Source organism: Flavobacterium sp., assembly GCF_044349645.1.
Classification (GTDB): Bacteria; Bacteroidota; Bacteroidia; order Flavobacteriales; family Flavobacteriaceae; genus Flavobacterium.
In genome coordinates this window covers 30765-54958 of record NZ_JBIKQP010000012.1, presented here as the reverse complement: position 1 = coordinate 54958, position 24194 = coordinate 30765, and the positions used below count along the sequence as shown (strand labels likewise).

Sequence of the window (24194 nt, the reverse complement as noted above, 5' to 3'; positions counted from 1 at the left end):
TTAATAAATTATATTTTACAAATCATTTTAAAACGATAGAAAAAATGGCAGATTTGAAACAATTCGCAGAACAATTAGTTAACTTAACAGTTAAAGAAGTTAACGATTTAGCAACAATATTGAAAGATGAGTACGGAATCGAACCAGCTGCTGCAGCTGTAGTAGTTTCTGGAGGTGGTAGCGGAGAAGCTGCAGCTGAAAGCGCTCAATCTGAATTTACAGTTATGTTAAAAGAAGCTGGTGCTTCTAAATTAGCTGTAGTTAAATTAGTAAAAGAACTTACAGGTTTAGGTTTGAAAGAAGCTAAAGACGTAGTTGATAGCGCTCCAAGTGCTGTTAAAGAAGGAGTTTCTAAAGAAGAAGCTGAAGGTCTTAAGAAAGCTTTAGAAGAAGCTGGAGCTGTAGTAGAACTTAAATAGTTTTACCCGGTTTTGAGAACTAGGTTTAGGTCTTGGATTAACGTCCAATGACCTAAACCATTTTTCGTATAATAAAATTATATCAAATTTTATTATAAAATAGTTTAAAATACAAAAAGGTTATAAGTCAATACGATGAAAGAAAATCAATGAAAGAGCCCGCTCTGGAGTTATTTTTAAAGAGGTATTGATTATAAAAAGAAAGTATAGATTGTTTTATAAAATAAATAGTGTTTTACACAAAAAATTACTTTTTTTAATCAAAATTTTGTCCATTGATGTTAACAAATCAGACTGAAAGATTGAATTTTGCCTCAACAAAAAATATTCCTGACTATCCAGATTTTCTAGATGTTCAGGTTAAGTCGTTTAAAGATTTCTTCCAATTAGAAACTAAAACTGACGAAAGAGGCGATGAAGGTTTATACAACACCTTCATGGAAAATTTTCCAATAACAGATACAAGAAATAACTTTGTATTGGAATTCCTAGATTATTTTGTAGATCCACCTCGTTATACCATTCAAGAGTGTATAGAAAGAGGGCTAACTTATAGCGTGCCTTTAAAGGCAAGGCTTAAATTGTATTGTACAGATCCAGAACACGAGGATTTTGAAACAATTGTACAAGATGTATATCTTGGAACAATTCCGTACATGACTCCAAGTGGTACTTTTGTAATCAATGGCGCTGAACGTGTTGTTGTTTCTCAATTGCACCGTTCTCCAGGAGTTTTCTTCGGTCAATCATTCCACGCAAACGGAACTAAACTGTATTCTGCAAGAGTTATTCCTTTCAAAGGTTCTTGGATAGAATTTGCTACCGATATCAATAGCGTAATGTATGCTTATATCGATAGAAAGAAAAAATTACCTGTAACTACTCTTTTCCGTGCAATCGGATTTGAAAGAGATAAGGACATTCTTGAAATATTTGATCTTGCCGAAGAAATTAAAGTTTCTAAAGCAGGTCTTAAAAAATATATCGGAAGAAAATTAGCTGCTCGTGTATTGAATACATGGCACGAAGATTTCGTAGATGAAGATACCGGTGAGGTAGTTTCTATCGAAAGAAATGAAATTATATTAGATAGGGATACTATTCTTGACAAAGAAAATGTTGAAGAAATAGTGGAATCTAATGTAAAATCTGTTTTGTTACACAAAGAAGATAGTAATGTAGCTGACTACTCTATTATCCACAATACGTTACAAAAAGATCCAACAAACTCTGAAAAAGAAGCCGTTGAGCACATCTACAGACAATTGCGTAATGCAGAACCGCCTGATGAAGAAACTGCTCGTGGTATTATAGATAAATTATTCTTCTCTGATCAACGTTATAACTTAGGTGAAGTTGGTCGTTATAGAATGAACAAAAAATTAGGTTTAAATATCCCAATGGAAAAGCAAGTCTTGACCAAAGAGGATATCATAACTATCGTTAAATATTTGATCGAATTGATCAACTCTAAAGCAGAGATTGATGATATTGATCACTTATCAAACCGTCGTGTAAGAACTGTAGGTGAACAACTTTCACAACAATTTGGCGTTGGTTTGGCTCGTATGGCTAGAACCATTCGTGAGAGAATGAACGTTAGAGATAACGAGGTGTTTACACCTATTGATTTGATTAATGCAAAAACATTATCATCAGTAATAAACTCTTTCTTTGGTACCAACCAATTGTCTCAATTTATGGATCAAACGAATCCATTAGCTGAGATTACACACAAAAGAAGATTATCAGCCCTAGGACCAGGTGGACTTTCGAGAGAAAGAGCTGGATTCGAGGTTCGTGACGTTCACTATACGCACTATGGACGTTTATGTCCAATTGAAACTCCGGAGGGACCAAACATTGGTTTGATTTCTTCACTTGGAGTTTATGCTAAAGTAAACGGAATGGGATTCATTGAAACTCCATACCGCGAAGTAAAAGAAGGAAAAGTAGACCTAAAAGCTACTCCTGTATATTTAAGTGCAGAAGAAGAAGAAGGTAAAATGATTGCTCAGGCAAATATCCAAATGGATGCTTCAGGAAAAATCACTGCCGATAATGTAATTGCTCGTCAGGAAGGAGACTTCCCGGTAATTCACCCATCACAAGTTGATTACACCGATGTAGCTCCAAATCAAATTGCTTCGATTTCGGCTTCGTTAATTCCATTCTTGGAACATGATGATGCGAATAGAGCCTTGATGGGATCAAACATGATGCGTCAAGCAGTTCCTTTATTACGTCCAGAAGCACCAATTGTTGGTACCGGTTTAGAGCGCCAAGTTGCCTCTGATTCTAGAGTATTAATCAATGCTGAAGGTGATGGTACAGTTACTTATGTAGATGCAAATATCATCACTATTAAATACGACCGTTCTGATGCAGAACGTATGGTTAGCTTTGAAGAAGATGAGAAAACATACAATTTAATTAAATTCAGAAAAACAAATCAAAGTTCAAGTATCAACCTTAAACCAATCGTAAGAAAAGGAGATAGAGTAGTTCTTGGACAAGTATTATCTGAAGGTTATGCAACTCAAAATGGAGAATTAGCTTTAGGTAGAAACTTAAAAGTAGCGTTCATGCCATGGAAAGGGTACAACTTCGAGGATGCAATTGTAATTTCTGAAAAAGTAGTTCGTGACGATATTTTTACCTCTATTCACATCGATGATTATTCATTGGAAGTGAGAGATACTAAATTAGGAAACGAAGAATTAACGAATGATATTCCAAACGTTAGTGAAGAAGCTACTAAAGATTTAGATGAAAATGGTATGATTAGAATAGGTGCCGAAGTTAAACCTGGTGATATTCTAATTGGTAAAATTACCCCTAAAGGAGAATCAGATCCTACCCCTGAAGAGAAATTGCTTCGTGCTATCTTTGGAGATAAAGCAGGAGATGTAAAAGATGCTTCATTAAAAGCGTCGCCTTCTTTACATGGAGTTGTTTTAGACAAAAAATTATTCGCAAGAGCGGTAAAAGATAAGCGTAAGCGTACTCAAGATAAAGATGCATTAACAGCATTGGAAATGGAATTCGAAACTAAATTTGTTGAATTAAAAGACAAGTTAATCGATAAACTTTTCAATATCGTTAATGGAAAAACTTCACAAGGAGTAATGAACGATTTAGGAGAAGAAGTTTTGCCAAAAGGTAAAAAATACACTCAAAAAATGTTAAACTCTGTTGAAGATTTTGCTCACTTAACAAAAGGTCAATGGGTTTCAGATGACGATACCAATAAAATGGTAAACGATTTGATCCATAACTACAAAATTAAGTTGAACGATTTACAAGGTAGCTTAAGAAGAGAGAAATTTACAATTACTGTTGGTGATGAATTACCAGCAGGAATCTTGAAATTAGCTAAAGTTTACATCGCTAAAAAACGTAAATTAAAAGTTGGGGATAAAATGGCGGGACGTCACGGTAACAAAGGTATTGTTGCACGTATTGTTCGTCATGAAGACATGCCTTTCTTAGAAGATGGAACTCCTGTTGATATCGTATTGAACCCACTTGGGGTACCTTCACGTATGAACATTGGTCAAATTTATGAAACTGTTTTAGGATGGGCTGGACAGAAATTAGGTAGAAAATATGCTACCCCAATTTTTGACGGTGCAACTCTAGACCAAATTAATGAATTGACTGACGAAGCTGGAATTCCACGTTTCGGTCACACCCACCTTTATGATGGAGGTACTGGAGAACGTTTCCACCAAGCGGCAACAGTTGGAGTTATCTATATGTTGAAACTAGGTCATATGGTTGATGATAAAATGCACGCGCGTTCAATAGGGCCATACTCATTAATTACACAACAACCATTAGGAGGTAAAGCTCAATTTGGAGGTCAGCGTTTTGGAGAGATGGAGGTTTGGGCACTTGAAGCATATGGAGCATCAAGTACATTAAGAGAAATCTTGACAGTTAAATCTGATGATGTTATTGGTAGAGCGAAAACTTACGAGGCAATCGTAAAAGGAGAAACTATGCCAGAACCAGGTCTTCCAGAATCATTCAATGTATTAATGCACGAATTGAAAGGTCTAGGTTTAGACATCCGTTTAGAAGAATAAAATAGTTGATGGTTGGCGGTTGATAGTTCTAAATTATCAACCAACAACTAACAACCAACAACTTAAAATTTTATGACTATGATGAATAATAGAAACAACAATAAAGATAAAAACCAAGTAGTTAGGTTTAATAAAATTACTATTGGATTAGCTTCTCCAGAATCGATCTTAAAAGAATCAAGAGGTGAAGTATTAAAGCCTGAGACCATCAACTACAGAACTCACAAACCTGAGCGTGACGGACTTTTTTGCGAAAGAATATTTGGACCTGTTAAGGATTTTGAATGTGCTTGTGGAAAATACAAAAGAATCCGTTATAAAGGAATTATTTGTGACCGTTGTGGTGTTGAAGTAACTGAGAAAAAAGTACGTAGAGATAGAGTAGGACACATCAATTTAGTGGTGCCAATCGCTCACATCTGGTATTTCCGTTCTCTTCCAAACAAAATTGGTTATATCCTTGGACTTCCTTCTAAGAAATTAGATATGATTATTTACTACGAAAGATATGTAGTAATCCAAGCGGGTATTGCTAAAAATGCTGATGGAGAACCATTAGAAAGATTGGACTTTTTAACAGAAGAAGAGTACCTAAATATCTTAGAAACTTTACCAGCTGAAAACCAATATTTAGACGATTTAGATCCTAATAAATTTGTTGCCAAAATGGGAGCAGAGTGTATTATGGACTTATTAGCACGAATCGATTTAGATGAATTGTCTTATGATTTAAGACATAAAGCAAATAACGAAACGTCTAAACAACGTAAAACAGAAGCATTAAAAAGATTACAAGTTGTAGAATCTTTCCGTGAGTCTAACTTGAACCGTGAGAATCGTCCGGAGTGGATGATTATGAAAGTAGTTCCCGTTATTCCACCAGAATTACGTCCGCTTGTGCCTCTTGATGGTGGTCGTTTTGCTACTTCAGATTTAAATGATTTATACCGTCGTGTAATTATACGTAACAACCGTTTGAAAAGATTAATGGAGATTAAAGCTCCTGAAGTTATCTTGAGAAACGAAAAACGTATGTTACAAGAATCTGTAGATTCCCTTTTTGATAATACAAGAAAAGCTTCTGCAGTAAAAACAGAATCTAACCGACCTTTAAAATCTTTATCAGATTCATTAAAAGGTAAACAAGGACGTTTCCGTCAAAACTTATTAGGAAAACGTGTGGATTATTCTGCTCGTTCGGTAATTGTTGTTGGACCTGAATTGAAATTATTCGAATGCGGTATCCCTAAAGATATGGCAGCTGAGTTATACAAACCTTTCGTTATCCGTAAACTGATAGAAAGAGGAATTGTAAAAACAGTTAAATCGGCGAAGAAAATAATTGACAAAAAAGAGCCTGTAGTTTGGGATATCCTTGAAAATGTAATTAAAGGACACCCAATATTACTGAATCGTGCTCCTACTTTGCACAGACTAGGTATTCAAGCATTCCAACCAAAATTAATTGAAGGAAAAGCAATCCAATTGCACCCTTTAGTTTGTACGGCGTTCAACGCGGATTTTGATGGGGATCAAATGGCGGTTCACTTACCGTTAGGACCAGAAGCTATTTTGGAAGCACAATTATTAATGTTGGCTTCTCACAATATCTTGAATCCTGCAAATGGTGCTCCAATTACTGTACCTTCTCAAGACATGGTATTGGGTCTTTATTATATGACCAAAGAAAGAATTTCTACTCCAGAGCATGCAATTTTAGGTCAAGACTTAACTTTCTACTCTGCTGAAGAAGTAAACATTGCCTTAAATGAAGGTAAATTAGAATTGAACGCTCGTGTGAAAATCCGTGCGAAAGATTTTAATGAAAATGGAGAATTAGTATATAAAATTATCCAAACAACTGCTGGTCGTGTACTATTTAATGAAGTAGTTCCTGAAGCAGCTGGATATATCAATGATGTATTAACTAAGAAAAACCTTAGAGATATTATCGGACATGTATTAAGCGTAACTGATGTTCCTACAACAGCTGCGTTCCTTGATAACATGAAAGATATGGGTTATAAATTTGCCTTTAAAGGTGGTTTATCATTCTCTCTTGGTGATATTAGAATTCCAGAACAAAAAACAAAATTAATTGCAGACGCTAGAGAACAAGTTGACGGTATCTCTGCAAATTATAACATGGGACTTATTACCAATAACGAGCGTTACAACCAAGTTATTGACGTGTGGACTTCTGCAAATGCCCAACTTACAGAATTAGCAATGAAAAACATTAGAGAAGACCAACAAGGTTTCAACTCAGTGTATATGATGCTTGACTCTGGAGCAAGGGGGTCTAAAGAGCAAATCCGTCAGTTAACAGGTATGCGTGGTTTGATGGCTAAGCCTAAAAAATCTACTGCCGGTGGTGGAGAAATTATTGAAAACCCAATTCTTTCTAACTTTAAAGAAGGACTTTCGATTTTAGAATATTTCATTTCTACTCACGGTGCTCGTAAAGGACTTGCGGATACAGCATTAAAAACTGCCGATGCGGGTTACTTAACAAGAAGATTACATGACGTTTCTCAAGACGTAATCGTAAATATTGACGACTGTGGTACCCTTAGAGGTGTTGAAGTTTCTGCATTGAAAAAGAATGAAGAAATTGTTGAAACTCTTGGAGAAAGAATCTTAGGTCGTGTAGCATTACAAGACGTTGTTAATCCTATGACTAATGAAGTATTAGTAAAAGGAGGGGAGCAAATTGTTGAAGCAACGATGCGTTTAATTGAAGCTTCTCCAATCGAGAAAGTGGAAGTTCGTTCGCCACTAGTTTGTGAAGCTACTAAAGGAATTTGTGCTAAATGTTACGGAAGAAACTTAGCAACTGGAAAAATGACTCAAAGAGGAGAAGCTGTAGGTGTAATTGCTGCACAGTCAATTGGAGAGCCAGGTACACAGTTAACATTACGTACGTTCCACGTTGGTGGGGTTGCGGGTGGAATTTCTGAGGAATCAAGCATCTTAGCAAAATTCAACGGTCGTCTAGAAATAGAAGATTTAAAAACGGTAAAAGGAGAAGATTTAGATGGTCAAGCAGTTGATATCGTTATCTCACGTTCTACAGAATTGAAATTAATTGATATTAGAACAGGTATTCTATTAGCTACAAATAACATCCCTTACGGATCTAGCATTTATGTTAAAGACGGTCAAGAAGTTGCAAAAGGAGAAGTTATCTGTAAATGGGATCCATATAATGGAGTTATTATTTCTGAATTTACTGGTAAAATTGCTTACGAAGATTTAGAACAAGGACAATCTTTCGTAGTTGAAATTGATGAGCAAACAGGATTCCAAGAAAAAGTAATTTCTGAAGGAAGAAACAAAAAATTAATTCCTACTTTATTGATTTACGGTAAAGACAATGAGTTAATCCGTTCTTATAACTTACCAGTTGGAGCCCACTTAATGGTTGACGATGGTGAGAAAATTAAAGCAGGTAAGATTTTAGTAAAAATCCCACGTCGATCTTCAAAATCTGGAGATATCACAGGAGGTTTACCAAGAATTACAGAGTTATTAGAAGCTCGTAATCCATCTAACCCAGCGGTAGTTTCAGAAATAGACGGGGTAGTAACTTTTGGAAAAGTAAAAAGAGGTAATCGTGAAATTATCATAGAATCTAAATTTGGTGAGGTTAAGAAATACTTAGTAAAACTTTCTAGCCAAATCTTAGTTCAAGAAAACGACTTTGTACGTGCAGGAGTTCCATTATCTGATGGAGCAATCACACCAGACGATATCTTAAGAATTAAAGGACCTGCTGCTGTTCAACAGTATCTAGTGAATGAAATTCAAGAAGTGTACCGTTTACAAGGGGTAAAAATTAATGACAAACACTTTGAAGTGGTGATCCGTCAAATGATGCGTAAAGTATTAGTTGAAGATCCAGGAGACACGTTATTCTTAGAAGATCAATTAATTCATACGAAAGACTTTATCGTTGAAAATGATAAATTATACGGAATGAAAGTAGTTGAAGACGCTGGGGATTCGCAAAACTTGAAACCAGGACAAATTGTTTCACCTCGTCAATTACGTGATGAAAATTCACTATTGAAACGTAACGATCAGAATTTAGTAGTAGCTCGTGATGTAATCACTGCAACTGCAACTCCAGTACTTCAAGGAATTACGAGAGCATCGTTACAAACGAAATCATTTATTTCTGCAGCATCATTCCAAGAAACCACTAAAGTACTAAACGAAGCAGCAGTAGCTGGTAAAGTGGACGACTTAGAAGGATTGAAAGAGAATGTTATTGTAGGACATAGAATTCCAGCTGGAACTGGTATGAGAGAATACGATCATACTATTGTAGGTTCAAAAGAAGAATTCAATGAAATGATGTCAACAAAAGAAGAATACAATTATTAATTCAAAAGTGAAAGGTCTAATTATTTTAGATCTTTCACTTTTTCTACTATTTTATTATGAGTGAGCAAGAAGGACAAATAAATATTGAATTGGACGAAAATACAGCGGAAGGAATTTATTCTAACTTAGCTATTATCAATCATTCGGCATCAGAATTTGTTTTAGATTTTGTGTGTATTATGCCAGGTGTGCCTAAAGCAAAAGTAAAGTCAAGAATCGTTTTGACGCCACAGCATGCTAAAAGACTAGTCAAAGCCTTAGCAGAAAATGTACACCGATTTGAAGTCGCTCATGGCGAAATAAAAGACACAGAGCAACCATCAATTCCACTAAATTTTGGAACCGCTGGTCAAGCATAAAAATTAAAAGCCCCTTCATTACGAAGGGGCTTTTTTTTGTTTCACTCCCAACTTTTTTATATTAATTATTTAGTTATCGTATAAGGCGTTGCTTACTTGTATTTACTTCTGATGATTGAATAATTTTTAATGTATTTATTTTAGACTTTCATAATATTTCAACTTTTTAGAAAAAAAATTAAAATTTAACATTGTTTTTTTATTTTATTTAACTATTTTTAACGCCTGATTAATATTTAAAATTTAATTTCCTAACCTATAATATTTATTATGAATCAAAATTACAATTTTGTTCAGGGCTTGTTTTCCCAAGTAATGAACGGTAAAAATGAAGCTTTAGCTACTAAAAAAAGCACTTCTTTTAAAGGTCTTTTGTCATTGATTGCATTAGCACTTTTTGCAAGTGTTTCAATGCAGGGGCAAACTACTTTGATTAGTCCTACTGGTGACGGAGGATTTCAAACGGGTTCGACATTTGCTGCTAATGGGTGGACAAATTCAAGTTCGGCTAATAATCCATGGATAATTGGTACTGCTGTTACTTCAGCACCATTTTCAGGAAATTCTGCATACATCTCAAATAATGGTGTTGCAAATGCGTATACTGATATTAACAACTCTTCCAATTTCTTTTGGAGAGATGTTACTGTTCCTGCCGGAGAAACGGCAATTACATTGTCTTTTAATTGGATATGTCAAGGTGAATCTACTTGGGATAATTGGCAAGTATTTTATGCGCCTACAACTGTTGTTCCAACAGGGTCTACGACACATCCTGGTAGCGGTGCTACTAATGTTCCTGCAGGAATTGCTGGAGCAACATGGTTAGGAAATGGAAATTTACAAGGTACAGTTCAAACGGCAACTATATATTTACCAGCTTCATTAGCAGGTACCACTTTCAGATTAATATTTCATTGGAAAAATGACTCGGGTGGGACTCAACCTCCTGCAAGTATAGATAATATTTCTTTAATTTCTAGGGCACCTGGTACTTTTACTTCCATTGTAACAGGTAACTGGAATAGTCCATCAACTTGGGATGCTAATGCTGTTCCAACTTCAGTTGATAACGCTATTGTAAGTACTGGACATACTGTTACTGCAGATTTAGTAACTACAAGTGTTAATAATTTAACCGTTAATGGAACTTTAGCCTATGCAACAGCATGTACAAACGTTGCAGTTGCCGGAAATCTAACTGTTGCTTCAACTGGTCTTATTAATGTATTTAATTCCACAACTGGTAAAACTTTAACAGTTGCAGGTAATATTACTAATAATGGTAGGATTGATACTTCTATTGGTGCAACTACTGCTGGAACCTTAACACTTAATGGTACATTAGTTCAAACTGTTTCGGGTTCAGGTACTTTTGGTGGAACTACTACAGCAACTAGTTCTTCTAATACAGCTGGTGTAATTCGTAATTTAATTATAAATAACACTAATAGTGCTATTCCAAATGTAATATGGTCATTCAATAATGTAAGAATTGCTTACAATTTAACATTAACAAATGCAAAAATTAATTTGGGTTCAAATAAATTAATTTTTGGAAATTATGCAGCAGGAAATACGTTAACAGCATCAAATCCAAATGGTTTTTTACCTGGAGGAAAATTTTCAAGATGGTGGACTGCTACAGCAACGGGTACCGCTATTTCAGCTGGTGTTGATCCTACAAACGGAACCTCTAGATATCCATTTATAAATTCAACGGGTCTAAACAGAGCAATTTATATTTCGCGAGCTTCAGCAACTGGTGCAGTTGCAGGTGAGTTGGCTGTGGTTTATAATGATGCAACGACAAACACTACCGGTCTAACAGTAACAGATGGAACTTATACTATTAATAATAGATTTGATGGTAATTGGGCAGTAAGTTCTGAAGGAACTGGTTTTTCATCTGCTCCTTTAACAGTTGCTATAATTGCTCCAAATACTTTATATCCATCAACTAGTAATGCAAGAGTAATGTTTGCGAATGCTGCTATAGGTGGTACACATCAAAACGGAACTTCAACTCCGGGAGCGCAAAGAATTGCGGTTTCTCAATTGGATTTACTAGCTGGACCATTATATATTGGTGTAGCTGTGGCAGACATCCCGTTTGTAGCTACTACAACAGGGGATTGGAATGCTGCTTCAACTTGGAATAGAGGAACAGTACCTACTTGTAATGATATTGCTGTAATAGCTGATGGTGTTAATGTTACCGTTAATTCTGCTTCCAACGTAGTTAAAGGTCTTACTATAAGTTTTGGTGGAACTTTAACAGTTTCCTCTGGAGATTTAACTGTTGGATGTACCTTAAACAATAATACTTTAACAAATAACGGAACTTTAACTGTTTCTGGAGGAACCTTGAACGTAAATGGAAACTTAGTTATTTCCTCTGGTTCAACTTTCAATCAATCAGGCGGTAACATTAATATAGATGGTAATGCGGCTGGAGTTACAACAAATTCAGCTACGACTGCTTTACTTGCTATTTCAAGTCCTCTGGGAACTGTAAATGGTGGTACTATTACCATAGTTGATCCTTCTGCAGCTACTACAGCAACTAAATCAGTTTCTTATGGTGTGTCTTCACCGGCTACTTCTATTAGTTGGGCAGGTCATACTTTAATTTTAGGTAATGGAACAAGTACTGATGCTGGTGGAGCTACTAATGGGTTTGAGATAGATTCTTTCCTGAACTCAAGTAGATTAGTTTTTGGTAATGTTATTGTTAATGGAGGTTCAGGAACCAATAGATTTACTTCATCTTCTTCGGCAGGTGGTAATGGAACATGGATAGGAGGAACTCTTTCGATCAATTCTGGATCTGAATGGCGAGATGGTAGTGCAACAAATACTTATTTAATGGGTAACATTGTTAATAATGGTACTTTTACAAATCAGTCAGCTACTTTAAATTTAGCAGGTTGGAATTTAGCTACAAATGCAGCAATATCCAATACAAATGCTCAAACTATCTCAGGGTCAGGTGTTTTCAGAAATTCAATCACCACAACAACTGCTAGTTTGACATCTTTAACTGTTAATAATTCAAATGCAACAGGAGTTACACTTAACGTACCTTTATCTGTTAGTGGAACGTTAACTATGACAAGTGGTAAAATAAATACTACTTCTACCAATATATTAAGACTTGGTTCTGCTACTGCTGCGGGTACTTTATCTGGTACGCCATCGGCAACAAATATGATAGTTGGTCCATTTGCAAGAACATTTGCTGCTAGAACAGCTGCTGGAACTTACAATTCAACTACTTTATTCCCAGTGGGTAAAGGAAGTGCTTATACTCCGGTTTTTATTGATCCATCTATTGCTGCTGCAAATGCTGCAACAATTAGTGGAGAAGCTTTTGCTACCAATAGCGGTTCCGCTGCACCAGATGTTACAAACTTATCTGCTACTCGTTGGGAAGTATTAACTACTAATGGATTTGCAAATTTAATTAACGCTAACGTTAGAGTTCAAGAAGCAAATATACTTTCTACTCAAGCTATGGTTCAATCACCAACAGCTTCTGGAGTTTATGATCGTTTACCGGCTACTTCTACCTATTCAGCTACTGGACCTGAAATTACTGGTTCTGGAATTGGAGCTGCAACATTAACTGCTTCAGGTTATTTTGCTTACGGTAATGTAGCGCCACCGCAACCACCAACAGTTACCGATTATAGTACAGCATTTAGTGCTGGTCCAAATCCAACAATTTGTGCTAATGGGGGATCTGTTGTTACAATTATAGGTACTAATTTAGCTACCGTAACTTCAGTTTTATTCACTGGAGTTGGAAGTACAGTTCCTAATTTACCTGGAACAATTACCGCTAAAACTTCTACTTCGGTAACAGTTACTGCTCCTTCTGGATTAATAGTTACTGGAGGTACAATTGTAGGTTATATATTAGTTACCAATCCAGTTGGTTCATTTCAGTCGCCATATCACTTTTTTACGTCTGGCTCTCCAACAGTTTCAGTAACGCCTAATTTAACAGCTTGTTCTGGCGCCAATTCTACTTTGACTGCTTCTGGTGCTACTACTTATTCATGGGCACCAAATACGGCGCTTTCGGCTATTACCGGAACTTCAGTTACAGCTAATCCAACAACAAATACAACCTATACCGTAACAGGTGCAGATGCATTAGGATGTACTGCTACTAATACAGTTGCTATAACTGTATTACCAGCTCCAAGTGCAATCACAATTACCCCGAGTACAGTTTGTACTGGAAGTGTTGCTACCTTAGTTGCTACTGGAGGTACTGTTGATGCAAATGCTTCAACATATAGTTTTGCTTCTAGTGCAGGTACTTTTACCCCATTGACTGGAGGTACTGTTTCAGCAATCAATAGTGATGATACAATATCAGGGGCTGTGCCAATTGGGTTTAGCTTTAACTATGCTGGAAATACTTATACAAATGTTTATGCTTCTTCAAATGGTTTCTTAAGTTTTAATGCAAGTTCTGCTAATTCTGCTTTTAATTCAATCGGAGCTCCAGCAGCTACATCAATTCCATTAATAGCTCCACTTTGGGATGATTTAGATGGTTTTTCAACAGGTGCAGCTTCATATTTAACAACTGGTACGGCCGGAAACAGAGTATTTACTTTTGAATGGCTAAACTGGGAGTGGAATTACACTACAAGTGCTGCTACTATATCATTTCAAGTTAAATTATATGAAGCTGATGGTAAAATAGAATTTGTTTATCGTCCTGATGCTGCAGCCGTTAGTTCCCCTACTGCTTCTGCAGGTTTAGTTGGTACAACTGCTGGTAATTATTTATCATTATCTGATTTAAGTGCTACAGCAACTGCGAGTACTACCGTTCCATCTAATGCAATTGCTTTAAAACCAGTAGCTGGTCAAGTATTTACTTTTACAAGAGCAATTCAGCCAGTGATATCTTGGACTTCTGCTTCAAATTTATTTACAGATAATACAGCGACTACTGCTTACGCAAATGAAAATATTAGAACTGTTTATTCTACAGTTAGCGGTTCTCAAACTTATACTGCAACTGCAACTGCTGCAAACGGTTGTTCAAGCACTACAACAGTAACTGTTACTCCTCTGCCTTTACCGTCAGCTCCAACAGCTGTTGGTTCTTCGCAATGTGGAGCTAGAGTTCCTACAGCTACTGTAGCTGCTACTTCAGGTGCAGCTGGTACAGGTACTTTTAAATGGTACGATCAACAATCAGGAGGAACTGCTGTTCAAACGAGTACTTCAACAACTCTAACTAGTTATTCAGTTTCTACTACAACTACATTATATGTTTCTGAAGTAGGTGTTAACGGTTGTGAAAGTTTAAGAACACCTGTTACAATTACCGTTGGTTCAGCTCCTGCATTAACAATTAGTGCTGCTCCTTCTGCTATTTGCGTTGGTGGTTCAACTACAACTCCTGTAACAATTACTTCTACATTAGCAGATTTTAATCAATACACTTGGGCTCCAGCAACGGGAGTAACAGGTGATTCTACTGTTGGATATACTTTTAATCCTACAGCAACAACAAATTACGTTTTATCAAGTTTAAATACTACTACAGGTTGTACTAATCTAGCTAATTTAACCGTAACAGTTAATCCATTACCAGTTATTTCTTCTGCTACAACCTCAGTTGAACCATTGTGTTTAGGTAGTTCAACTACTTTAACTGGAACTAGTTTATTACCTCCAGTATCTATTTCATTAGGTGCTGGTGCTACCAATTCTACCTCTGTAGGCGCTTCATTTTTACCAGGTGGATGGGGTGGAGCTAAAACACAATATATCATTAGAGCTTCTGAATTAACAGCGGCTGGATTGTCAGCAGGTATCATTAATTCTATTGGTTTTGAACCTACTACTTCTGGACAGACTTATACAGGTTTCTCTGTAAGTATTGCTGCAACTAGCTTAACAGCAATGACTTCAACTTTTGTTACAACGGGATTGACTCAAGTATACAAAGGAACATTAGCAAATGATGGTTTCCTTCCGGTTGCAAATGCTGTAAATACTCTCGCTTTTGGTACTGGAACAGGTTCTTCTTCAAGGTTTGTATGGAACGGAACCTCTAATATATTAGTTTCTGTATCATGGAGTAGTGTGCCTGATGCTTTTAATTCTACTGCTACAAATATGAAAGTTGATTCTCCAGGGTTCACTTGTTCTGCTTACAGACAAGCTGATGCTGAAACACCGGAGACAATGTTAGCTTCAACTTCAGGTTCTACAAGAACGTCTAGACCTAAATTTATTTTTGGATTCCAAAACGAAATTTCTTCATCATTAAACTGGTCTTGGTCGCCAGCTGCTACTTTAAGCTCTGCGACAGGAAATGTTGTTATTGCAACTCCTACTGCAAGTACCGTTTATACTGTAACAGCCACTAATCCAACAACTACTTGTTCAGCAACTAGTACTGTTTCGGTTACTATATTGCCTACTTTAGCTTCTGCGCCAACGGCTACAACTTCAACACATTGTGGACTTCAATTGTCTACTGCTACAGTAACTTCAACTACAACAACAGTTAACCCTGTCTTTGTTTGGTATACAGTTGCAACTGGTGGTACTTCAGTTCAAAGTGGTCCTTCAAATACTTTCTTAACTGCAATAAATTCTACAAGAACTATGTATGTTGCAGAAATAGGTCCAAACGGTTGTGAAAGTCTAAGAACTCCAGTAGTTATGACAGTAAATGCACCACCGGTAGTTTCAATTACTTCTTCTGTACCTACTTTCTGTGGTACTGGAGGTAATGCTACATTGACTGCAAACTCTGCTGATCCTGGTATGACATATACTTGGACTAGTTTAACTCCATCAGCTACTTTAAGTGCTTTAAATACTTCAGTAGTTACTGCTTCGGTTTCTGAAACTTCAGAATTCAAAGTTGTGGGTATTGCTACTGATACAAGTTGTTTACCAATTGAATCTTTCATTTCTGTAGGTGTTTATCCATTGCCATCAGCAACGGTTACTACTACAGCTCAAGGTTTATGCCCTGGTTCTAGCGCAACTATTGGATCAGGTTTAACTGCAGGTAACTTTACAGCTGATTGTATTCCTGCTCCTAGTGCTCCAGCAACTTCACCAGCTAACGCGATTTCTTTAGTTGGAGGTGGAGCTTTATTAACTCCTTATCCAGCTGGTGTTACTGCTAACTCTACAAGTTTAGATGATAACTTCTGGTCAGGTATTCCTGTAGGATTTAATTTCAATTTCTTTGGAAATACAGTTACTAATGTATTTATTGGTTCAAATGGTACTATTAATTTAGGTACCGCTGGTTCAACTGCTTTTACTTTTACAGGTGGTTTCCCAAGTACATCTAGTCCAGCAAGTACTGTAGCAGTAGTTGCCAGAGATTTACATTGGAATAGAACTGGTTCTGGTAAAATTACTTATTGGACAGAAGGAGTGGCTCCAAATAGACGTTTTGTAGTTCAATTTTTAAATGCGACTACTTACGCTACTGATTTTACTACAGGTTTACCTAGTGGAAAACAAACTGCTGAAGTAGTTTTCTATGAAACTTTAGGAACTATAGATATTCGCGTTTTTGAAGCCTCTTTTACAAATGCTAAATACATTGGTTTGCAAGATGGTACTCAAACAATTGGTGCTACTGCTCCAAATTGCAATGTGACACCTAATACGCCAAATTATTGGAATGGTGTAACTGCTGAGATACCAACTACTGCTCCACGAGCATGGCGATTTACTCCTCCATCAAGCTACGCTACAACTTGGTCAGCTAATGGTGTTGTTATGCCTTCAGTTACTGCAGATCCAACAGCAACTCCTCCAGTGGTAGGATACGCTAACCCAGGTACAAATGTGTTTAGTATACCAGTTGCTCCATTAGCAACTACTACTTACTCTATTTCTTATACTAACTTGACTTCTGGTTGTTCTAATACTCCAGGTTCTGCTCAAGTAGTAATGGGAGTACTTGGTAATGTTGCTCCAGTTGGAGTAAACACAATTGTTAATAATTCTACTATTTGTTTAGGTCAATCTGTAAACTTTAGCACAAGCTATACTGGTTTGCCAGACGGTATTGCTTTCCAATGGCAAAACTCTATTGACGGAGGTACAACATGGAATGATATTGCTTCTGCAACTTCTTTAACCTTAACTCATACTCCTTTAGCTCCATCTAAATATAGATTGAAAATGGTAGCTTGTAATGGTACACCTGGATATACAAGTGAAGCCTCAATTGGATTCTTCAATAACGTAGTTTCTTCTACTCCAGCGGTTCGTTGCGGTGTAGGAACAGCTACATTAACTGCTGCTGGTTCTACTGACACTACAATTAAGTGGTATGCAAATCAAATCGGAGGTTCATCTATTGGAACAGGAACTACTTTTACTACTCCTTCAATTTCAACTTCTACAACTTATTACGCTGGTGCTGAGAAATATGTCGCTGGTGCTTTACCTGTAGGAGCAGGAGGAACTAACTCGATTTCAGTTGGTCGATCATTCTTGTCAGGTGGCTGGGGAGGTACTAAAACACAATTCATCATCAAAGCTAGTGAATTAATTGCTGCAGGAATTGGTGCGGGTAATATTACTAGTTTAGGTTTTGAACCTACAGACTCTGGTCAAACTTATCAAGGATTCTTTGTGTCGTTAGCTCCAGTTACAGCTAACGTAATGACTACAACTTTCATTTCTACAGGTTTAACTCAAGTTTACGCGGGAGTTGAAGCAGATAATGGATTTACTCCTGTTGCAAATACTTTAAACAACTTAACTTTCGGAACGGGTACTGGTTCTGCATCTGCATTCAACTGGGATGGTAGTTCTAATATATTAGTTACTATATCTAGATCTTCAGTTCCAGGTGCATTTAATTCTACAGGTACTACAATGAAAGTGGATGATGTTGGTTTCGTTTCAACTGCTTATGATCAAGCGGATAACTTAACTCCAGCAGCAATGTTAGCTTCTGCAACAGCTGATGCAACAACCACATTTAGACCGAAATTTACTATTAACGGTCAAGTAGTTTGTTCTTCTGCCAGAGTAGCTGTTCCTGTAACGGTAACACCTCCGCCTGCAATTACATTAAGCGGAAACCCTGCTACAATTTGTGCAGAATATAATTCTACTCCTGTGACAGTTACAGCAGGTGCGTCTGATTATAGTAGTTATGTTTGGACTCCAACTACTGTTACTGGAAATGCAACTACAGGATGGGTATTTAATCCGTTAACAACAACTACTTATACCTTACTTGCTTCACAAACTACAGGAACTACTCCATGTGCTAACACTGCAACGATAACTGTAGCTGTAAATCCTACTCCTACTGTATTAACAATTGCACCGGTTTCTACTTGTGCAAATGCAATTACTCCAATTGTTGCTACAGGTGGAACATTAGACAATATGACCATTTTATCTCAAAATTTTAATGGTGTAACTAATGATTGGACCACAGTAAATAACTCTACAGGTGGTACTCCTAGTTTAGCTAATTGGACATTACAACAGAGTGGATATGTTTATAGTTTTTATGGACCATTTGCATCGAATGATAATTCTCAATTCTATATGACAAATAGTGACGCTCAAGGTTTTGGAGGTACTACTGCAACGGAGTTAAAATCTCCTGTGTTTAGTACGGTTGGTTTTTCTGTTGCAAATTTATCTTTCTTCCATTATTTAAATTTCCCAACGACTGCAGTTGTTGAATATACAGTTGATGGTGGTACTACTTGGGCATCGATTCAATCGTATACAAATACTCAAGGAGCGGTTGCGGCATTTTCAAATGTAAATTTAGCTTTACCAGCTGCTATGCTTAACCAACCAACTGTTCAATTGAGATTTAGATATGGAGGTAGTTGGGATTATTTCTGGGCAATTGATAATGTTTCAATAATTGGAACTCAAGTTGCTCCAATGTTATGGTCGCCTACAACTAATTTGTATACTGATGCTGCTGCAACAATTCCTTATACAGGTCAAAACTTGTCAACAGTTTACTTTAAAAATACTAACGCAGCTTCGACTGTTAACTATACTGCAACTGCAACTTCTATGTTAGGTTGTGCTCGTGTAGCAACTGTTCCAGTAGTTGTATACCAAACTGCTGCTCCTACCGGATCTCAATTCTACCAATTCTGTCCTTCAGGTGCCGCAACAGTAAGCAGTATGTCTCCTGTTTTGATTGGTACCAACATTAAGTGGTATACAACTTCTACAGGTGGAACTGCATTGGCTCCTACAACACCTTTAACTCAAGGTTATTACTGGGCGTCTCAAACGGCTAATGGTTGTGAAAGTCCAACTAGATACTTAGTGTTTGCAATTTCAAATGCAACTGCTGCTCCTTCTAGTAACCCATCACAACAATTTTGTAATAGCGCAACTGTTGCTAACTTAACTGCTAACGGTTCTGGTTTACAATGGTATTCTGCTGCAACTGGTGGTACTGCTTTAATTTCTACTGCTGCATTGTCTACAGGTACTTATTATGTATCTCAAACTTCAGGTGGTTGTGAAAGCCCAAGAACAGCAGTTTCAGTAACTGTAACGTCTGTTCCAGCTCCAACAGGTGCAGCTACACAATCATTATCATCTTTATTAACTTTGGGTGATATCGTAGTTACAGGTTCTAACATTACTTGGTATGCTTCTGCTGCAAATGCTGCTTCAGGAACTAACCCACTTCCATCGACACAATTGTTAGCTAATACTACTTATTATGCTACACAAACAATCAACGGTTGTAGAAGTGCAGCTAGCTTAGCAGTTACTATTACTACATTGGCTAATCAAGATTTTGATATGACTCAATTTACTTACTATCCAAACCCAGTAATGGACTTGTTGAATATTACTTATTCTCAAGACATGACAAGTGTGAAAGTATTTAATATGGTTGGTCAACAATTAATGAGTAAACAAGTTAATTCTAACACTATTCAAGTTGATATGTCAAATTATGCAAATGGAGCTTACTTCATTCAAGTAACTACTGAAAATGCAATGAAAACTGTTAGAGTAATTAAGAAATAATTCTAACTATTAATACTAAAAAACCCATTCACATTGTGAATGGGTTTTTTTATTTATAAAAAATATAAATTTTTTTATTCAAATTCAGAAGTGAAAAATAACTGGACGTTTGGATATTTAGTTTGAGTCATTTGAATTGTAAAATCAGAATCAGCTAAAAATACCAATTGGTTGTATTTATCATGTGCTAAGAACTTCTGTTTGATTCTTCTAAATTCTTTAAATTCTTCGCTTTTAGGATCATTTGGTTTAACCCAACATGCCTTATGGACTGGGAAATTTTCGTAGGTACATTTAGCACCATATTCATGTTCTAAACGATATTGAATTACTTCATATTGTAATGCACCAACCGTTCCAATAATTTTTCTATTGTTCATTTCAAGAGTAAATAACTGAGCTACTCCTTCATCCATTAATTGGTCTATTCCTTTGTCCAGCTGTTTTGCCTTCATCGGGTCGGCATTATTGATATACCTAAAATGTTCCGGTGAGAAACTAGGAATTCCTTTGAAACTCATTACTTCTCCTTCTGTTAAGGTATCTCCAATTTTGAAATTTCCGGTGTCGTGTAATCCAACAATATCCCCAGGATAGGAAATATCAACAATTTCCTTTTTCTCTGCAAAAAAGGCATTCGGACTTGAAAATTTTAAATTCTTCTTTTGTCGAACATGGAAATACGGTTTGTTTCTTTCAAAAGTACCAGAAACAATTTTGATAAAGGCTAATCTATCTCTATGTTTAGGATCCATATTGGCATGAATTTTAAAAACAAATCCCGTCATTTTTTCTTCTTTTGGATCAACTAGTCGGGTTTCAGAATCTTTCGGTCTTGGCGACGGAGCAATTTCTACAAAACAATCTAACAATTCTCGAACACCAAAATTGTTCAATGCCGATCCAAAAAATACAGGTTGTAATTTTCCATTCAAATAATCTTCACGATTAAATTTTGGATAAACTTCATCAATTAATTCTAATTCTTCTCGAAGTCGATCAGCTGGTTTTTGACCAATAATTTTTTCTAATTCAGGATTGGTTACATCTGAAAAAGCAATTGTATCTTCAATGTTTTTTCTACTGTCACCACTAAAAAGATTGATGTTCTGTTCCCAAAGATTGTATATTCCTTGAAAATCATATCCCATCCCAATTGGAAAACTTAATGGAGTAACTGATAAGCCTAATTTTTTCTCTACTTCATCCATTAAGTCGAAGGCGTCTTTTCCTTCTCTATCCAATTTATTGATGAAAACAATAATTGGAATATTGCGCATTCTACATACAGAAACTAACTTTTCGGTTTGCTCTTCAACTCCTTTTGCAACGTCAATAACTACAATAACACTATCAACGGCAGTTAAAGTTCGGAAAGTATCTTCAGCAAAATCCTTGTGACCAGGAGTATCAAGAATATTTATTTTCTTATCACTATAATTGAATGCCAATACAGAGGTAGATACCGAAATCCCTCTTTGACGTTCAATTTCCATAAAGTCAGAAGTAGCTCCTTTCTTTATTTTATTGTTTTTTACGGCACCAGCCTCCTGAATTGCACCACCAAAAAGCAATAATTTCTCTGTTAAAGTCGTTTTACCAGCATCAGGGTGCGATATTATTCCGAAAGTTCTTCTTCTTTCTATTTCTTTTAAAAAGCTCATAAGTTTTGTAAATGGAATGCAAAAATACTATTTATTAAACAAATATTTCTATTACAAGTTAAAGACTATTTTATTTATGAGATTTATGTTAATAAATTTATGTTAATAGTACCCGCGATAGTTGTATAATGTAATTGAATTGTTATTTTTGTGAGTTACAATTTATATCTAGCAACTGCTAATCAAATATTAAGTTAATTATTATTTTAAATGAAAATGAAACAATTATTTTTTGGACTTTTATTATCTCTAAATATAATTGGATTTGCTCAAAATAGTACGAAAGAAGTTTTATTTACTATTGACAATAAGTCCTATTATACCGATGAATTCGCTAGAGTTTATAAGAAAAATCTTGATCTTGTTAAAGATGAATCTCAAAAAGAATTAAATCAATACCTTGAATTATTTGTTGGATATAAATTAAAAATTAATAAAGCTTATAAATTAGGACTTCAAGACGGAGCTTCTTATCAAAATGAGTTAAAATCATACAGAGGTCAACTTTCTAAAAATTACACTTCAGATTCTAAAGTAACTAAAGAACTTGTTGAAGAAGGTTATAAACGATTTTTAAAAGAAATTAAAGCTTCGCACATACTTTTTACTGTTGACGAAAATGCCGCTCCTGAAGACACTTTAAAGGCCTATAAACAAGCGTTAGATGTTCGTAAAAGAGCTATTGCAGGTGAAGATTTTGGTAAATTAGCCGCTGAATTTTCTCAAGACCCTTCAGCCAAAGACAATAAAGGAGATTTAGGTTATTTTACTGCTTTCAGAATGGTTTATGCTTTTGAAACAGGTACTTACAAAACTCCAAAAGGAAGTATTTCTAATCCAGTTCGTACTCGTTTTGGCTACCATTTGATAAAAGTTGTCGATGTTCGTGATAATAGAGGTGATGTAATTGTGGCTCATATTATGATTATGAATCCTGCAGAGAACGTCGAAAACAAAGAGGTCGATGATAAAGGTAAAAACACAATTCAAGATATTTACAAGAAACTACAGCAAGGAGAAAAATTTGAAGATCTTGCTAAACAATTTTCAGAAGACAAATCTTCCTCTTCTAAAGGCGGTGTGTTAAATAGATTTGGCTCAGGCCAATTAAGTTCTGAAGAATTTGAAAATGTTGCTTTCAATTTGACTAAAGAAAATCCTGTTTCTGAACCATTTAAAAGCCAGTACGGTTGGCATATCGTTAAATTAATTGATAAGTTTTCAGTTAAAACAATTGATGAAATGCGTTCTGATTTAGAATCGAAAGTAAGCAAAGACGATCGCTCTCGATTGATTACTGCCTCGATGAATGAAAAATTAAGAAAGAAATACAGTATAAAAAGAGATAATAAATTCTATGCAACCCTTTCTAAATCAGTAGGCAACGACATCTACGAAGGAAAATGGGAGACCCCAGCGGATTTAAAATCTTTCAATAAAAATTTGGTAACTATAAATGGAACAAAATCGCTATCAGGTGCTTCATTTTTAAACTATGTAAAAGACCAACAAAAATCTAAAATCACCTTAAAGCCGATATCTAAATTAATTGATAAATTTTATGAAAGCTATTTAGATCAGGAATTGTCACAATATTATGACGATAACTTAGAGAAAGAGTTTCCAGAATTTTCGGCGGTTATGGACGAATATAGAGACGGATTATTACTATTCGATTTAATGGAAAAAGAAATTTGGAACAAATCAAAATCGGATTCATTGGGATTAAAATCATTTTATGATAAAAACATAAACAATTACCAATGGAAAAATCGTTTGGACTTAACTATTATGTCGTCAACTAATTTTGACGTTATTAAGAAGGCGGCAAAATATTTAAAAAGCGATAAATCAGTCGATTTTATTAAAGAAAAATTAAATGTAAAAGATGGGCCCGTAAATATAATGGCTAAAGTGGGTGTTTTCGAAGAAGGAAATGAAGCCCTGCCTAAAAACTTAAAATTTGAAACAGGAATTTCAGATATCATAAAAGAAGGCGAGTATTATTTTGTAACCAAAGTAAATACAACTTTGCCAGCTGGACCAAAGACACTTGATGAATGTAAAGGTAAAGCCATTAACGATTACCAACAATTTCTGGAAGACAATTGGGTTAAAGACCTAAAAAACGAATTTAAAGTAGAAGTAAATCAAACTGTTTTTGAGAGTGTTAAAAAACAATTGAAACCTTAATCACCAAACCTAAGGGTTAAACAG

Annotated in this window: 7 protein-coding genes; 6 read left to right on the top strand and 1 reads right to left on the bottom strand. The window is 35.8% G+C overall.

What is annotated here, in order from left to right; all coding sequences use genetic code 11:
• Positions 1-44 precede the first annotated feature (44 nt).
• From rplL to AC9UFV_RS04065, 5 genes are all read left to right on the top strand, one after another.
• Positions 45-419, top strand: coding sequence for a 50S ribosomal protein L7/L12 (gene rplL, locus AC9UFV_RS04085; RefSeq protein WP_509573057.1), 375 nt, complete (start codon positions 45-47; stop codon positions 417-419).
• Between the two features lie 278 nt (positions 420-697).
• On the top strand, positions 698-4510 hold the full coding sequence (rpoB, locus tag AC9UFV_RS04080; protein ID WP_509573055.1) for a DNA-directed RNA polymerase subunit beta: 3813 nt from the start codon (positions 698-700) through the stop codon (positions 4508-4510).
• Positions 4511-4588: 78 nt separating this feature from the next.
• Complete coding sequence (rpoC, locus tag AC9UFV_RS04075) at positions 4589-8899, top strand: DNA-directed RNA polymerase subunit beta' (RefSeq protein WP_509573053.1); 4311 nt, start codon at positions 4589-4591, stop codon at positions 8897-8899.
• Positions 8900-8955: 56 nt separating this feature from the next.
• Positions 8956-9258, top strand: a complete 303-nt coding sequence (locus AC9UFV_RS04070) for a DUF3467 domain-containing protein (RefSeq protein ID WP_509565269.1) — start codon at positions 8956-8958, stop codon at positions 9256-9258.
• A 270-nt stretch (positions 9259-9528) separates the two neighbouring features.
• A complete protein-coding gene (locus AC9UFV_RS04065; protein ID WP_509573051.1) occupies positions 9529-20313 on the top strand; it encodes a T9SS type A sorting domain-containing protein in 10785 nt (3594 codons plus the stop codon).
• 74 nt (positions 20314-20387) lie between these two features.
• Here AC9UFV_RS04065 and AC9UFV_RS04060 read toward each other — a convergent pair whose 3' ends face one another.
• Positions 20388-21977 (bottom strand): peptide chain release factor 3, encoded by a 1590-nt coding sequence (locus AC9UFV_RS04060; protein WP_509573049.1) that lies wholly within the window; start codon positions 21975-21977, stop codon positions 20388-20390.
• Between the two features lie 216 nt (positions 21978-22193).
• Here AC9UFV_RS04060 and AC9UFV_RS04055 point away from each other — a divergent pair, with 216 nt between their 5' ends.
• Positions 22194-24170 (top strand): peptidylprolyl isomerase, encoded by a 1977-nt coding sequence (locus tag AC9UFV_RS04055; protein WP_509573047.1) that lies wholly within the window; start codon positions 22194-22196, stop codon positions 24168-24170.
• The last annotated feature ends 24 nt before the right edge of the window (positions 24171-24194 follow it).